General features: G+C 72.3%; 13 protein-coding genes. 11 read left to right on the top strand and 2 right to left on the bottom strand.

From position 1 onward, the window contains the following. The first annotated feature begins 251 nt into the window (after window positions 1–251). Window positions 252–2,516 (top strand): putative bifunctional diguanylate cyclase/phosphodiesterase, encoded by a 2,265-nt coding sequence (locus ACWD35_RS31495; protein WP_451354738.1) that lies wholly within the window; start codon window positions 252–254, stop codon window positions 2,514–2,516. Between the two features lie 62 nt (window positions 2,517–2,578). Here the strand turns inward: ACWD35_RS31495 and ACWD35_RS31490 are convergent, their stop codons facing one another. Next, window positions 2,579–3,157 (bottom strand): TetR/AcrR family transcriptional regulator, encoded by a 579-nt coding sequence (locus ACWD35_RS31490; RefSeq protein ID WP_451354737.1) that lies wholly within the window; start codon window positions 3,155–3,157, stop codon window positions 2,579–2,581. Window positions 3,158–3,250: 93 nt separating this feature from the next. Between ACWD35_RS31490 and ACWD35_RS31485 the strand changes: the two genes are divergently transcribed. The 10 genes from ACWD35_RS31485 (at window position 3,251) to ACWD35_RS31440 (ending at window position 14,397) form a co-directional block, all read left to right on the top strand. Beyond that, window positions 3,251–3,622 (top strand): DUF4267 domain-containing protein, encoded by a 372-nt coding sequence (locus ACWD35_RS31485; RefSeq protein WP_451354736.1) that lies wholly within the window; start codon window positions 3,251–3,253, stop codon window positions 3,620–3,622. A 23-nt stretch (window positions 3,623–3,645) separates the two neighbouring features. After that, on the top strand, window positions 3,646–4,140 hold the full coding sequence (locus ACWD35_RS31480) for a cupin domain-containing protein (RefSeq protein ID WP_451354735.1): 495 nt from the start codon (window positions 3,646–3,648) through the stop codon (window positions 4,138–4,140). 119 nt (window positions 4,141–4,259) lie between these two features. After that, window positions 4,260–4,556 carry an Asp-tRNA(Asn)/Glu-tRNA(Gln) amidotransferase subunit GatC gene (gene gatC, locus ACWD35_RS31475; RefSeq protein WP_070023066.1) on the top strand — a complete coding sequence of 99 codons (297 nt, stop codon included), beginning with the start codon at window positions 4,260–4,262 and terminating at the stop codon, window positions 4,554–4,556. A 5-nt stretch (window positions 4,557–4,561) separates the two neighbouring features. Then, window positions 4,562–6,061 carry an Asp-tRNA(Asn)/Glu-tRNA(Gln) amidotransferase subunit GatA gene (gatA, locus tag ACWD35_RS31470; protein ID WP_451354734.1) on the top strand — a complete coding sequence of 500 codons (1,500 nt, stop codon included), beginning with the start codon at window positions 4,562–4,564 and terminating at the stop codon, window positions 6,059–6,061. Further along, window positions 6,058–6,300 (top strand): hypothetical protein, encoded by a 243-nt coding sequence (locus ACWD35_RS31465; protein ID WP_451354733.1) that lies wholly within the window; start codon window positions 6,058–6,060, stop codon window positions 6,298–6,300. Before gatA ends, ACWD35_RS31465 begins: the two co-directional genes overlap by 4 nt. A 15-nt stretch (window positions 6,301–6,315) precedes the next feature. Further along, window positions 6,316–7,830 carry an Asp-tRNA(Asn)/Glu-tRNA(Gln) amidotransferase subunit GatB gene (gene gatB, locus ACWD35_RS31460; protein ID WP_451354732.1) on the top strand — a complete coding sequence of 505 codons (1,515 nt, stop codon included), beginning with the start codon at window positions 6,316–6,318 and terminating at the stop codon, window positions 7,828–7,830. Between the two features lie 250 nt (window positions 7,831–8,080). Continuing rightward, entirely contained in the window at window positions 8,081–10,312 is a 2,232-nt protein-coding gene (locus ACWD35_RS31455) for an MMPL family transporter (protein WP_451354731.1), read from the top strand. Beyond that, window positions 10,290–10,844: a GNAT family N-acetyltransferase gene (locus ACWD35_RS31450; RefSeq protein ID WP_451354730.1), complete on the top strand. Its 555-nt coding sequence runs from the start codon at window positions 10,290–10,292 to the stop codon at window positions 10,842–10,844. The genes ACWD35_RS31455 and ACWD35_RS31450 overlap by 23 nt, the downstream gene beginning before the upstream one ends. A gap of 200 nt (window positions 10,845–11,044) precedes the next feature. Further along, complete coding sequence (locus ACWD35_RS31445) at window positions 11,045–11,233, top strand: hypothetical protein (RefSeq protein ID WP_451354729.1); 189 nt, start codon at window positions 11,045–11,047, stop codon at window positions 11,231–11,233. 89 nt (window positions 11,234–11,322) lie between these two features. Continuing rightward, window positions 11,323–14,397, top strand: a complete 3,075-nt coding sequence (locus tag ACWD35_RS31440) for a helix-turn-helix transcriptional regulator (RefSeq protein ID WP_451354728.1) — start codon at window positions 11,323–11,325, stop codon at window positions 14,395–14,397. Between the two features lie 42 nt (window positions 14,398–14,439). On the opposite strand, the gene ACWD35_RS31435 is transcribed toward ACWD35_RS31440, so the two are convergent. Continuing rightward, complete coding sequence (locus ACWD35_RS31435; RefSeq protein WP_451354815.1) at window positions 14,440–15,594, bottom strand: PQQ-dependent sugar dehydrogenase; 1,155 nt, start codon at window positions 15,592–15,594, stop codon at window positions 14,440–14,442. Window positions 15,595–15,696: the final 102 nt, after the last annotated feature.

The raw sequence follows: 15,696 nt of genomic DNA, 5'->3' as shown, positions 1-15,696 counted from the left end.
GGCCACCCGATCGGCGCATATCTGTTGCATACGGGTGGCTCGGGCGCATTCGGGCAACCGTCGACGACCGGTGCCCGAGGAAGCCTTCTGCGGCCTACTGTTGGGATGTGCACCTGCCGTGCCCAGCTGCGGTTGGGGCATCCCCGCGCGCGCCAACGGCACGGGGAAGGGTTTTCCAACGCGGAGCCGCTGATGGTTGTCGGGCATCGGGCCGCGTGGCGTGGGCACCGCCGGCTGTGAGAGGGACGGGAATGGAACCGACCGAAAGCGTCGCCCCGGACTCACGGCTGCGCCTGCGCCGCCGCGCGGTCAGCTGGCGCGGGTACCGGTGGCCGGCGTGGGTCGCCCAGCGCACCGGCGCGCGTACGGGAACACGCCCGGGAACGCGCCCGCACCCGGCCGGAGCGGGCACCGCGCCCGCGGCGCACCCCGCGCTGCCCCTGGCCATCGAGCCCGCGCGGGGCCTGCCCGGCACCGAACCCGAACGGCAGCTGTCCTGGCCCGCCCTGCCCGCGGCCGTCATGGCCGCCGCCGGAGTCGTTCTCGGCGCGGGCTTCATCCGCGCCTTCACCGGCAACCACGCGCTCTTCCCGGGCGGCACGGTCGGCTGGTCGCTGGCCGTGCTCACCGGCATCATCGTCGGCCACCTCGTCATGCTGGGCCGCGCCCGCTGGTGGGGCGGCACCGGCTCCGGCGCCGCCCTCACCCTCGCCGTCCTGATGCTCTACGGCTGGGTGCCCGCCGGCATGGTCAGCCTGACCGTCGTCGTCCTGGTCGGCATAGCCAGACGGCACCGCTGGCGGCAGGGCGTGCTGCACGGCGCGGTGGACATCCTCGGCATCGGTGCCGGCGCCCTGGTGCTCGGGCTCTGCGGCCGGGTGCCGAGCGTCGAGTCGCCCTGGCGGCCCGGCACCTGGACCTTCAGCACGCTGCCCGAGGTGGTGCTGACGACCGGCGCCTACCTCGCCGTCAACCGGGGCCTGCTGTGGTACCTGCACGCCCCGCGCGGCGGCGGACTGCCCACCATCGCCCGCACCGCCCTGGTCAGACAGGGCCTGGTCGCCGTGGCGCTGCTCGGCATCGCGCCGCTGGTCTGCGTCGTCGCCGACGCCGAGCCCGTCCTGCTCCCGCTGTTCGCCGTCCCGCTGATCGCCCTCGACTCCACGCTGTGGATGGCCCGCGCCCGCGCCGAGGAGCAGCTGCGTGACCCGCTGACCGGACTGCCCAACCGGCAGTGGCTGCTGGAGCGGATCTGGACGGCCCTGGACGACGCCGAACGCATCGGCGCGCGCTCCGCCCTGATGCTGATCGACCTCGACCGCTTCCGGTCGGTGAACGACACCCTGGGGCATCTCGCCGGTGACCGCCTGCTGCTCCAGATCGCCGACCGGCTCCGGCTCGCCCTGCCCCGCGGAGCGGAGGCCGCCCGGCTCGGCGGCGATGAGTTCGCCGTATTACTGCCCGTCGCCGACTCCACCACGTCGGCCACGCGCGTCGCCCGCGGCCTCGTCGCCGCGCTCAGCTCCCCGCTCGACCTCGACGGGCTCACCCTCGTGCTGGAGGCCAGCGCGGGAGTGGCCGTCTTCCCCGACCACGCCGTGGACGCCGAAGGGCTGCTGCGCCGCGCGGACGTGGCGATGTACCAGGCGAAGCGGGACCGCACCGGCGTCGAGGTGTACGAGTCCAAGCGGGACTCCAACACCCCGGACCGGCTGGGCCTGCTGGGGGACCTGCGCCGGGCGCTGGACGCGCACGAGGTGCAGCTGCACTACCAGCCCAAGGTCCGCTTCGACGGCCAGGTCGCCGGCCTTGAGGCGCTGGTCCGCTGGGTGCATCCGGAGCGCGGGAAGGTTCCGCCGGACGAGTTCATAGCGATAGCCGAGTCCTCCGGGCTGATGCCCCATCTGACGGAGTACGTACTGGAGACCGCGCTCGGCCAGGTCGCCAAGTGGCGGGCGCAGGGGCTGCCCGTGCCGGTCGCCGTCAACGTCTCCCCGCGCGATGTGCACACACCGGGTTTCGCGGGCTCGGTCGCCGCCCGGCTGGCCCGGCACGGGGTCCCTGCGGGAGCGCTCCAGCTGGAGATCACCGAGCACGTGCTGCTGGAGGACCCGCAGCGGGCCGCCGACACCCTCGCCGGGCTCACCGGGCACGGCGTGAAGATGTCGCTCGACGACTTCGGCACGGGCTACTCCTCCCTGGTGCATCTGCGGCGGCTGCCGGTGAGCGAGCTGAAGATCGACCGCTCCTTCGTGGCCCGGCTCGCCGTCGACACCGAGGATGCGGAGATCGTGCGCTGCACGGTCGACCTGGCGCATTCCCTCGGGCTGCTCGTCGTCGCGGAGGGCGTGGAGGACGACGAGACCTGGGAGCGGCTGCGGGACCTCGGCTGTGACGCCGTGCAGGGCTGGCTGGTCGCCGCGGCGATGCCGCCCGAGGAGACGACGGCGTGGCTGCGGGCGCGGGGGTCGAAGGGCTGGCAACGGTCGCCTGCGGCGCTTCCGGCCGCCGAGTAGCTTTTCCCACCCACCCACCCACCCACCCACCCACCCACCCACCCGCCGTCCGTTCAGCTCGCTCAGCTGCCCGCGAAGTGGGCGATCAGCAGCGCCAAGCGCCTCTCATGCGCCTCTTCCGGCAGGCGTCCGCTGCGCGTCAGGGTGACCAGGCCGTGCAGGCCCGCCCAGAACGTCTCCGTCAGCAGGCCCGGATCGTCGCCCTCGGCCGCGATCGGCTCCACCGCGAGGAACAGTTCGCCGAAGGCCTCGCGCAGGGCGGCCGGTGCCTGCGGCGTGGCGAACGGCAGGTCCACCAGGTGGGTGAACATCGCGTCGTAGAGGGCAGGGCGGCGCCGGCCGAAGGTCGTGTACGTCTCGGCCACCGCCATCAGTGACTCCCGTGTGCCCTTGGCCGCCGTACGCGCCGCATGCAGCTCCGCCGTGAGGTCCGCGCAGCCCTGGACGGCGACCGCCGCCATGATCGCGTCCTTGCCCTTGAAGTGGCTGTAGAGGACCGGCTGGCTGTACTCGATCGCGGCGGCCAGCCGGCGCGTGGTCACCGCCTCCCAGCCCTCGGCCTCCGCGAGTTCCCGCGCGGCCGTCACGATCAGCAGCTCGCGTTCCGCTCGTTCGCGCTCCCGGCGCGTCTGGATCGACATGACTGCGATTCTAGCGGCGCTAGCATTTATGTCATCGTTCTGGTAGCTTCGCTCTTGTTCCTAGCAGTGCTAGAGAAAACGGAGAAGAGAGCCGTGATCATCACCGCGTACACCCTTGCCGTCGTGCTCGACCTGTTCTGCGTGTTCCTCGGCTACCGGTTCCTGTTCCAGCCCGCCTCCGCCGCCGCCGGTTACGGCGTCCCGGCCGACCCCGGCGGCGACGCCCGCGCCTACCTCACGATCAAGGGCCTGAGAGACGGCACCTTCGGCCTCCTCGGCCTGGCCCTGCTGGCCTTCGCCGGAGCCCGGCCCGAGGCGTGGTTCATGGTGTGCGTCGCGCTCGTGCCGCTCGGCGACACGCTGATAGTCCTGCGCAACGGAGGCACGAAGGCGATCGCGTTCGGGATCCACTTCGCCACCGCGGTCGTTGTACTCATCAGTGCCGGACTGCTGTTCGCGGTCTGACCACACCACCAGGGGGATTCACCATGTCGCTGTTCGTACCGAAGTTCGACGAGACCGTGCTCGTCCGTGCCGCCGAGGCCGAGGCGGTCGGCCAGGCGCCCAGCACCGTCAGGCTGCTGGCCGACAGCAGCGCCACCGGAGGCGCGCTGTCCACCGTGCGCGTCACGCTCACGGAGGGGGCCGACGGCGCCTACCCGCACCTGCACCGCAACTCCGCCGAGATGTTCTTCGTGCTCGACGGCGAGGCCGAGCTGCTGTCCGGCGACGACGTCGTCACCGCCGAGCGCGGCGACCTGGTCATAGTCCCGCCGGGCCGCCCGCACGCCTTCGCCGCGACCCCGGGGAGCCCGGCGGACATCCTGATCGTCATCGCCCCGGGCGTCGAACGCTTCGAGTACTTCCGTCACCTCAAGCGCATCCGCCTCGGCGAGGTCACCCCGGAGAGCCTGCTGGAGGTGCAGGAGCTGTACGACAACCACTTCCTGAAGAGTGAAGTCTGGGACGGCCGCCGCGGCTGACAGAGTGCTGAGGCAGGGGGCCCCGGCAAACCGTTTCACGGGCACCGGGGCCCGCCCCATAGGATTGGGACGACTAGCCCCAGCCCAAACCACCAACACTCACCCCAGAGGATCGCTGCATGCCTGGCATCACGCGCGAGGAGGTCGCCCACCTCGCCCGGCTGGCGCGTCTGGAGCTGAAGCCCGAAGAACTCGAACACTTCGCAGGCCAGCTGGACGACATCATCGGCGCGGTCGCCCGCGTCAGCGAGGTCGCCGACCAAGACGTACCGCCGACCTCGCACCCGCTCCCGCTGACGAACGTCATGCGCGCGGACGAGGTCCGTCCCTCGCTCACCCCCGAGCAGGCGCTCTCCGGCGCCCCGGCCCAGGAGCAGCAGCGTTTCAAGGTGCCGCAGATCCTGGGGGAGGAGTGACCGTCATGACGGACAGCAACATCATCAAGCTCACGGCCGCGCAGATCGCCGAGAAGATCGCCTCCGGCGAACTCACGGCCGTCGAGGTCACCGAGGCCCACCTCGCCCGCATCGAGGCCGTCGACGAGAAGGTGCACGCCTTCCTGCACGTCGACCGCGAGGGCGCCCTCGCCCAGGCCCGCGCCGTGGACGAGAAGCGGGCCCGCGGCGAGAAGCTCGGCCCGCTGGCCGGCGTCCCGCTCGCGCTCAAGGACATCTTCACCACCGAGGGCGTGCCGACGACCGTCGGCTCGAAGATCCTCGAGGGCTGGATCCCGCCGTACGACGCGACGCTCACCAAGCGGCTCAAGGCCGCCGACGTCGTCATCCTCGGCAAGACCAACATGGACGAGTTCGCCATGGGCTCCTCCACCGAGAACAGCGCCTTCGGCCCGACCGGCAACCCCTGGGACCTCACCAAGATCCCCGGCGGCTCCGGCGGCGGTTCCTCCGCCGCGCTCGCCTCCTTCGAGGCCCCGCTCGCCATCGGCACCGACACCGGCGGCTCCATCCGCCAGCCGGCGTCCGTCACCGGCACGGTCGGCGTCAAGCCGACGTACGGCGCGGTCTCCCGCTTCGGCATGGTGGCGTTCTCCTCCTCCCTCGACCAGGGCGGCCCCTGCGCCCGTACGGTCCTGGACGCGGCCCTGCTGCACGAGGTCATCGCCGGGCACGACCCGCTCGACTCCACGTCCATCGACGCCCCGGTCCCGCCGGTCGTCGAGGCCGCCCGCAACGGCAGCGTCCAGGGCATGCGCGTCGGCGTGGTCAAGCAGTTCCGCGGCGAGGGCTACCAGGCCGGCGTCATCCAGCGCTTCGACGAGTCCGTCGAGCTGCTGAAGGAGCTGGGCGCCGAGATCGTCGAGCTGGACTGCCCGTCCTTCGACCTCGCGCTGTCGGCGTACTACCTGATCGCGCCCTCCGAGTGCTCCTCCAACCTCGCCCGCTTCGACGGCCTGCGCTACGGCCTGCGTACGGGCGACGACGGCGGCCACTCCGCCGAGGAGGTCACCTCCCTCACCCGTGAGGCGGGCTTCGGCCCCGAGGTCAAGCGCCGCATCATGCTCGGCACCTACGCGCTGTCGAGCGGTTACTACGACGCGTACTACGGCTCCGCGCAGAAGGTCCGCACGCTCATCACGCGCGACTTCGAGAAGGCCTTCGAGCAGGTCGACGTCATCGTCTCCCCGACGACCCCGACCACCGCCTTCGCGATCGGCGAGCGCGCCGACGACCCGATGGCGATGTACCTCGCGGACCTGTGCACCATCCCGACCAACCTGGCGGGCAACGCGGCCATGTCCCTGCCCTGCGGCCTCGCCCCGGAGGACAACCTCCCGGTGGGCCTGCAGATCATCGCCCCCGCGATGAAGGACGACCGCCTGTACAAGGTGGGCGCCGCCGTCGAGGCCGCCTTCGTGGAAAAGTGGGGTCACCCGCTGCTGGAGGAGGCTCCGTCGCTGTGAGTAGTGCACTGTCGAAGGCCAAGGGCTTCAAGAAGTCCAAGTCCGGTACGTACCTGTCCATGGCCACCACCGCGTTCGGCGCGATCGGGGTCACCAAGCAGATCAAGAAGGCTCGCGCCGAGCACGACACGCTGCGGCTGATCGACGCCACCGTGTCCGCCGTCGCGATCGTCACCGGCCTCGCCATCCTCTACCGCGAGCTGAAGCGGCTGGGCGACGACGACGTCCTGCTGGGCTGAGAGGGAAGTTTCACCGTGACCACCACGACCGACCTGGTGTCGTACGAGGACGCGCTGGCGTCGTACGACCCCGTCATGGGCCTTGAGGTCCATGTCGAACTCGGCACCAAGACCAAGATGTTCTGCGGCTGTTCGACCGAGCTGGGCGCCGAGCCCAACTCGCAGACCTGCCCGACCTGCCTCGGCCTGCCCGGCGCGCTCCCGGTCGTCAACGCGACCGGCGTGGAGTCCGCCATCAAGATCGGTCTCGCGCTCAACTGCGAGATCGCCGAGTGGTGCCGCTTCGCCCGGAAGAACTACTTCTATCCGGACATGCCGAAGAACTTCCAGACCTCCCAGTACGACGAGCCGATCGCCTTCAACGGCTACCTCGACGTGCAGCTGGAGGACGGCGAGGTCTTCCGCGTGGAGATCGAGCGCGCCCACATGGAGGAGGACACCGGCAAGTCGACGCACGTCGGCGGCGCCACGGGCCGTATCCACGGCGCGCAGCACTCGCTCCTCGACTACAACCGCGCGGGCATCCCGCTCATCGAGATCGTCACCAAGCCGATCGTCGGCGCCGGCGACCGCGCCCCCGAGGTGGCGAAGGCGTACGTCCGCGAGCTGCGCGAGCTGATCCGGGCGCTGCGCGTCTCCGAGGCCCGTATGGAGATGGGCCAGATGCGCTGCGACGTGAACCTCTCGCTGATGCCCAAGGGCAGCGAGAAGTTCGGCACGCGCTCCGAGACGAAGAACGTCAACTCGCTGCGGTCCGTGGAGCGCTCGGTCCGCTTCGAGATCATGCGGCACGCGGCCGTCCTCAATGAGGGCGGCAAGATCATCCAGGAGACCCGCCACTTCCACGAGGACACCGGGTCCACGACCTCGGGCCGCGTGAAGGAGGAGGCCGAGGACTACCGGTACTTCCCGGAGCCCGACCTGGTCCCCGTGGCGCCCGCGCGCGCGTGGGTCGAGGAGATCCGCGCGGCTCTGCCCGAGCTGCCGCTGGTGCGTCGCACCCGGCTGCTGGCCGAGTGGGGCATCTCCGCCACCGACATGCAGGCGATCCTCAACGCCGGTGCGCTTGACCCGATCGTCGCCACGATCGACGCCGGTGCCGACGCCGCCTCCGCCCGCAAGTGGTGGATGGGCGAGCTGGCGCGCAGTGCCAACGAGTCGGGCAAGGCGCTGGACGAGCTGGCGATCACGCCCGAGCAGGTCGCGCGCGTCACCGAGCTGGTGACCTCCGGTGACCTGAACGACAAGCTGGCCCGCCAGGTCATCGAGGGCGTCCTCGCGGGCGAGGGCACCCCGGACGAGGTCGTCGAGAAGCGCGGCCTGAAGGTCGTCTCCGACGAGGGCGCGCTGACCGCCGCCGTCGAGGAGGCCATCGCCGGCAACCCGGGCGTCGCGGACAAGATCCGCGGCGGCAAGGTGGCCGCGGCCGGTGCCCTGGTCGGCGCGGTCATGAAGGCCACCCGCGGCCAGGCCGACGCGGCCCGCGTCAAGGAGCTGATCCTGGAGAAGCTGGGCGTCAGCGAGGGCTGACCTCCCGCGCGCCACCCGCGCTCGGTACGGCCCCGGAGGGACCCCCCTCCGGGGCCGTACCCGTTTCCCGTCCTGTTTCCCGTCCTGTGAGGTCACTCCAGCTTGTGTGAATAAGCCCACGAAGACGGCAAACGATCATTTTCGCCTGCAAGAGTGTCTTCGTTTGCTCATACGTTCTTTGCGGGCTGTTCAGTTCATGGACGATGGTTCCCGGCCAAAGATCCACAAATCATCTTCTGGGAGCACGTCCGTGGCAGCCCTCGCGCGTTGGTGTGTCCGGCACCGCCTGGCCGTCGTCCTGCTGTGGCTCCTCGCCTTCGGCGGGGTCACCGCGGGCGCCGCCGTGGCCGGTTCGGCGTACTCGAACGACTACGAGGCCCCCGGCACCGAGTCGGGCCGCGCGGCCCAGCTGCTCCAGGAGGGCTTCCCGGGCCTCGGCGGGGACAGCGACACCGTCGTCTGGCACACCACGGGCGGCACCGTCCGCGCGGCCGACGTCGAGCAGACCATGACCCGCACCCTGGACCGGATCGCCGCCCTGCCCGAAGTGGCCTCGGTGTCCGGCCCGTACGGCGGCCAGGGCGCCCACCGGATCAGCGCCGACGGCCGTACGGCCTACGCCACCGTCACCTTCGAAAAGCCGGCCGAGGACATCCGCAAGGCCGAGGCGCAGGCCGTCGTGCGCACCGCCGAGGCCGCCGAGGCCGACGGCCTCCAAGTGGAGCTGGGCGGCAGCGCCATAGGACTGACCGAGTCCCCGCGCGGGCATCTGGCCGAGGTGGTCGGCGTCATCGTCGCCGCCGTCGTGCTGTTCCTCGCCTTCGGCTCGCTCGCCGCCTCGCTGCTGCCCATCGCCACCGCCCTGGTCGGCGTCGGCACCGCGTACGCCGGGATCGGGCTGCTCGGACACGCCATGACCGTCGCGGACTTCGCGCCCATGCTCGGCATGCTGATCGGTCTCGGCGTCGGCATCGACTACGCGCTGTTCATAGTGACCAGACACCGGCGCGGTCTCAAACGCGGCCTGGGTGTCACCGAGGCCGCCGAGAACGCCGTGGCCACCACCGGACGCGCGGTCGTCTTCGCGGGTGCGACCGTGTGCATCGCCCTGCTGGGCATGCTGATCCTGCGCCTGGGCTTCCTCAACGGGGTCGCCGTGGCCGCCTCGTTGACGGTCGTGCTGACCGTCGCGGCCTCCGTCACCCTGCTGCCCGCCCTGCTGTCGTACCTCGGACCGCGCGCCCTCAGCCGCCGCGAGCGGCGCCGGCTCGCCGAGCACGGGCCACGGCCGGAGCTGCCGACCGGGCTCGCCGCCCGCTGGTCCGCGTTCGTGGAACGCCGGCCCAAGCTGCTCGGCGTCCTCGCGATCGCCGTGATCGCCGTGCTCGCGCTGCCCACGTTCTCCCTCCGCCTGGGCACCTCCGACCAGGGCAACGACCCGCGCTCGTCCACCACCCGGCAGGCCTACGACCTGCTCGCCGAGGGCTTCGGGCCCGGCGTCAACGGCCCGCTGACGCTGGTGACGCGCGTGGACGGCGCCGACGACAAGCTCGCCCTGGACAACCTCGACGACACCCTGCGCGCGACCGAGGGCGTCGCCTCCGCCACCCCGGTGACCTACGCCACCGGCGGCGACACCGCCTACCTCACCGTCGTACCCGACTCCGCGCCGCAGTCGCAGCGCACCAGCGACCTCGTGGACCGGCTGCGCACCGAGGTGCTGCCCCGCGCGGAGAAGGGCACCTCCCTCGACGTGCACGTGGGCGGGGTGACGGCGAGCTACGACGACTTCGCGGATGTGATCGTCGGCAAACTGCCGCTGTTCGTCGGCGTGGTCATCGGGCTCGGCTGCCTCCTGCTGCTGGCCGCCTTCCGCTCGTTCGGCATCCCGCTGAAGGCCGCCGCGATGAACGTCGCCGCCGTCGCCGCCGCGTTCGGCATCGTCGTCGCCGTCTTCCAGTGGGGCTGGGGCAGCGAACTGCTCGGCCTCGGCCGCGCGGGCCCCATCGAGCCCTTCCTGCCGGTGATCATGGTCTCCGTCCTCTTCGGACTCTCCATGGACTACCAGGTCTTCCTGGTCAGCCGGATGTACGAGGAGTGGCTGGAGACCGGCGACAACCGGCGGGCCGTCCGGGTCGGCCTCGCCGAGACCAGCCGCGTGATCAACTCCGCCGCGGTCATCATGATCTCGGTCTTCCTCGCCTTCGTGCTCAGCGGCGACCGCGTGATCGCCATGTTCGGCATCGCGCTCGCCGCCGCCGTCGCCCTCGACGCCTTCGTGCTGCGCACCCTGCTCGTGCCCGCGCTGATGCATCTGCTGGGCGCCGCCAACTGGTGGCTGCCGGCCTGGCTGGAGCGCCGCCTGCCGCGCATCAGCATCGAGCCGCCCGAGTGCCGCGCCGCCCATGAGAGGCTCGAGAGGGTCTCGGTCGAGGAACTGCGGAAGGAAGAACAGCACGATGTACGCGATATCCCTGGGTGACGGCGCCGAACTGCGGCCCCTGGAGGTCTGGCACGCAGAGGAGTTCCTCGCGCACCTGGACCGGGGCAGGGAATTCATCGGGCAGTTCATCCCGTTCGGCTCCCAGGCGACCGACGTGGCCTCCGCGCGCGATACGCTCCAGCGCTACGCCGACATGCGCGCCGCCGACACCGCCTCCTACCACGGCATCTGGCTCGACGGGACGCTCGTCGGCGGGGTGCTCACGCTGAACTTCGACGCCGCGCAGGGCAACTGCGAGGTCGGCTGCTGGCTGGAGCCCGCCGCCACCGGACGCGGGCTGATCACCCGCGCGATGCGGCTGCTCATCGACTGGGCGATCGAGGAGCGGGGCATCCACCGGGTGGAGTGGCACGCGGCAGCCGGCAACACGCCGAGCATCAACGTCGCCCGGCGGCTGGGGATGAGCCGGGACGGCGTACTCCGCGAGAACCACCTGCACAAGGGCGTCCGGCAGACCACCGAGGTGTGGTCGCTCCTCGCCCCCGAGTGGCGAGCGGCACGGCCGGCCTGACACATCCCCGCAGGTCAATGGGGGCCTTAGGGAACCGTGAGCACCTTACGGTCTCCCTAAGGCCCCTTATGCGTTCCCGGGGCCCGCGGCCCGGCGGAAGATGCGGAACTCTCCCGATGTGGCGCACCCCCCTGGGAGACGAGAGTGGAGGCATCGCAGAAAGCGAAGCACCACACCTCTCCTCTCCAGAAGGACACGTCATGATCGAGATCGAGTACCACCGGATGCGTTCCGCCGAGCTGCTCCGCGAGGCCGAGCAGGAGCGCCTGGCCCGCGAGGCCGTCCGCGCCCGGCGCCACGGCCGTCACGGGAACGCGGCCCGCAGGGCCCTGGCCCCCGAGTCGCATATCGGCAGCCCCCGCCGGTCCCGGTTCGCGCGCACCGCGTGAACGCCGGGCCGGCGGCCCTTCCGCCCACCGGTACGACGAACGCACCGGACCTGTGGAAAACCCCTGCCCCGGTACCGGGACCTCATGCGATGCTCGGGCCCGTGGAGAACAGGTCCGTCAGTCCCGTGTTCGTCGGCCGCACCGACGAGTTGAGCACCTTGAACGACGCGCTCGCCCGTGCCGCCGCTGGGGGTACCTCCCAGGCTTTCGGCACGGGGGGAGAGCCGCAGGCGCTGCTGCTCGGCGGCGAGGCCGGGGTGGGCAAGACCCGCCTCGTGGAGGAGTTCGCCGCGGCGGCGGCCGGCCGGGACGCCGTCGTGGCCGTGGGCGGCTGCGTGGAGATCGGCGCCGACGGGCTGCCGTTCGCCCCCTTCTCCACCGCGCTGCGCGCCCTGCGCGACGCCCTGCCCGAGGAGTTCAGCGCAGCCGCGACCGGACAGGAGGAGGAACTGGCCCGGCTCCTGCCCGAGCTGGGCGAGGCCACCTCCAGCCGCCACGACGAGCAGGGCATGGCCCGCCTCTTCGAGCTGACCGCCCGGCTGCTGGAGCGGGTCGCCGCCGACCGCACGGTCGTGCTGGTCCTGGAGGACCTGCACTGGGCCGACGCCTCCACCCGCCACCTCCTCGCCTACCTCTTCCGCACCCTGCGCACCGGCCGGCTCCTCGTCCTCGCCACCTACCGCTCCGACGACATCCACCGCCGCCACCCGCTGCGCCCTCTGCTCGCCGAACTCGACCGGCTGCGCACCGTCCGCCGCCTCGAACTCGCCCGCTTCACCCGCGAGGAGGTCGGCCGCCAGATCGCCGGCATCCTCGCCACCGAACCCGACCCCGCCCAGGTCGACGAGATCTTCGAACGCTCCGACGGCAACGCCTTCTTCGTCGAGGAACTCGCCGTCGCCTCCAGCGAGGGCTGCCGCACGGGCCTCACCGACTCGCTGCGCGACCTGCTCCTGGTCCGGGTCGAGGCGCTGCCGGAGAGCGCCCAGCGGGTCGCCAGGGTCGTCGCCGAGGGCGGCTCCACCGTGGAGTACCGGCTGATCGCAGCCGTCGCCCAACTCACCGAGGACGACCTCATCGAGGCGCTGCGCGCCGCCGTGGGCGCCAACATCCTCACCGCGACCCCGACTTGCGACGGCTACCGCTTCCGGCACTCCCTGGTCCGCGAGGCCGTCGCCGACGACCTGCTGCCCGGCGAGCGCTCCCGCCTCAACCGCCGCTATGCCGAGGCCCTGGAGACCGACCCGGCGCTCGTCCCCGCCGACGCGCGCGTGATGCGCCTGGCCGCGTACTGGTACCACGCACACGACGCCGCCAAGGCCCTGCCCGCCGTCCTGGACGCCTCCGTCGTGGCCCGCCGCCGGCACGCCTACGCCGAGCAACTGCGGCTGCTGGAGCGGGCGATGGAGCTGTGGGACGCGGCACCCGAAGAGACCCGCGCCGCCCTGCGCATGCTCGGTTACACCGAGGTCTGTCCCCCCTGCGGCTGCGACCCCGCCACCACCCCGCTGACCTACCTCGACCTCATGGCCGAGGCGGCCGTCGCGGGCCGTCTGTGCGGGGAGCGCGAACGCGCCCTGAAGATCACCAAGCGGGCGCTGCGCCTGCTGGACGACGAGCCGGACGCCCTGCGCGCCGCCTGGTTCTGGGTGCAGCGCTCCCGGCTGGTCCAGGCCCAGGCGCGCGGCGACGGCTGGCAGGAACTGGCCACCGCGCAGGACCTGGTGCGCGGCCTGCCGCCGTCCGAGGTGCACGCCGAGGTGCTGGCGGTGGTCGCCAACTGGTCCATGCTGCACCGGCCCGGCCCGGAGGCCTTCGCCGCCGCCGAACGGGCCGTCGAGTACGCCCGGATGGTCAGCGCCCGCGACATCGAACTGCACGCGCGCCTCACCCGGGGCGGCCTCCAGGTCGAGTCCGGCGACACCGACGCCGGACTCGCGGAGATGCGGCAGGTCCTGGAGCACTGCCTGGCGGAAGGCGTGCCCCATGTCGCCAGCCGCGCCTATGTGAACCTGCCCTCCTCGCTGCAGGGCGTCGGCCGCCACGGGGAGGCCGAGCCCCTGCTGCGCGAAGGGATCGCCTTCAGCCGCAGACACGGGGTGCCGGACTTCGAGGCCTGGGCGTGGGGCAACCTCTCCGAGGCGCTCTACTCCCTCGGCCAGTGGGAGGAGGCCGCCGAGGCCGCCGCGCACGCGACCCGGCTCGGGCACAGCACCAAGCCCCGCGCTCTGGGCGCCCTGCACCTGGCCCACCTCGCCCTGGCCCGCGGCGACCTCGCCGAGGCCGCCCGCCGGCTGGCCACCACCCGCGCCCTCTACGGCAGCCACGACCCGATGCCCCAGCAAGGGCTGCCCGTGGCCCGTATCGCCCTCGGCGTGGCCGCCGAGGAGGGCCGCATCCTCGACGCCCGCGCCGAACTGCTCCAGGCACTGGAGGCCGGCTTCCCGCCCGGCACCCACCGCCACGCCTGGCCGCTGCTGCTGGCCGCCGCCACCGCCGAGGCCGACGCCCGCACCCTGCCCGCCGCCGAACCCGGCCGCGCCGAACTCCTCGACCGCCTCTTCGAGTCCGTCCGCAAGCTGACCACTGGTGTGCCCCTGTGGCAGGCGTACGAGCAGTGGACCCGCGCCGAACTGCTGCGCGCCGAGGGCCGGGACACCGAGGACACCTGGTCCGCGGTGGTCACCGCCTTCGAGTGCCTGAGCCGGCCCTACGACCTCGCCCGCGTCCGGCACCGCCTCGCCCAGGCCCTGCTGGCACAGGGAGACGACGACGAGCGCGAGCGCGCCGTGGAACTGCTCCGGCTGGCCGGAGCGGTCGCCGGCCACCTCGGCGCCCGCCCGCTCGCCGACGCGGTCACCCGGCTCGCCCATCGCGCCCGCCTCACCCTCGCCCCCGCGCCACGAACGGGACTCGCCCCCGCCGACCCCGTGAAGGCGCTCGGCCTGACCAGCCGCGAGGCGGACGTCCTGCGCCTGGTCTCGGCCGGCCGCACCAACCGCCAGATAGCCGAAGAACTCTTCATCTCCCCGAAGACGGCGAGCGTCCACGTCTCCAACATCCTTGCCAAGCTGGGCGTCTCGGGCAGAGGCGAGGCGGCGGCGGTGGCCCACCGGCTGGGGCTGTTTCCGGCGGAGCTGGAGGACCGGGCAGCCGCGGGCTGACAGCAGGGTGCCGGCAGCCGGGCGCCGGCCCGGCCCCGCCGCTCAGCTCACCTCCGCCTCCAGGAGGCGGTCGTCGCTCTGCTTCGGTCTGCCGCGGCCGTCCGTGTTGCTCGTGAGCAGCCACACCCTGTGGCCGCCGGCGGGGAACACCGTGCGCAGGCGGCCGTACTCGCCGGTGAGGAAGGCCTGCGGGGCGGCGGCTGCCTCGGTTTCCTTCAGGGGGATGCGCCACAGGCGTTCGCCCCTGAGGGCCGCCATCCAGATCACGCCGTCGACGTAGGCGATCCCGCTGGGGGAGGCGTCGTCGGTGTGCCACTGGGCGAGCGGGTTCTGGAAGCGGGGGTCGGAGGACCTGCCCTCGGCGTCCGGCCAGCCGTAGTTGCCGCCGGGCTTGATCGCGTTCAGCTCGTCCCAGGTGTCCTGGCCGAACTCCGAGGCGAACAGCCGCTGTCGGTCGTCCCAGGCCAGGCCCTGGACGTTGCGGTGGCCGTAGGAGTACACGGGTGAGCCCGGGAACGGGTTGCCCGGGGCCGGTTCGCCGTCCGGGGGCAGCCGCAGGATCTTGCCGCCGAGCGACTTCTGGTCCTGCGCCAGGCCCTTGTCGCCGGTCTCGCCGGTGCCCACGTAGAGCATCCGGTCGGGGCCGAAGGCGATCCGGCCGCCGTTGTGGATGTATCCCTTCGGGATGCCCCTGAGCACCGTGTCGGGGGCGCCCAGTTGCTCACCGGCCGGCTTGCGCTCGTCGTACAGCATGCGGACGATGCGGTTGTCCGAGGCCGAGGTGAAGTAGGCGTAGATCATGTGGTCCGAGGCGTAGGCGGGGGAGAGGGCGATGCCCAGCAGGCCGCCCTCGCCGGCCGGGGAGACCCCGGAGACCGTGCCCAACTCCGTCGTACGGCCGGTCTTCTCGTCGATCCGGGTGATCGTCCCCTCGTCCCGGGAGGAGACCAGCAGCCCGCCGCCCGGCAGCGCGGCCAGCCCCCACGGGGTCTTCAGGCCCTCGGCCACCGTGCGCAGCACCTTCACCGACCCCTTGGCCGGCGGGACCGGTTCGCTCGCCCGCGCGGAGGCGGAGGCGCCCGGTGCCGTAGCGGCCGTACCGCCCGGGGGCGTCCCCCCGAGGCCCGGCGGGCCTCCGCCGTCGGCGGAGCAGCCGGCCGCCAGCAGCAGGGCGGCCACGGCCGACACGGCCGTCACAGCTCGACGTTGCACGATCAGGGTCCCTTCGGGGCGGAGTTCCGGCGGGAGTTCCGGCGGCTGTTCCCAGTCACTCATACTCCGCGCCGTTCGAGGACCGGA

It is taken from the genome of Streptomyces sp. NPDC002671, from assembly GCF_053592475.1.
Note: the sequence above shows the minus strand (reverse complement) of the source record. Positions and strands in the feature narration are given on the sequence as shown.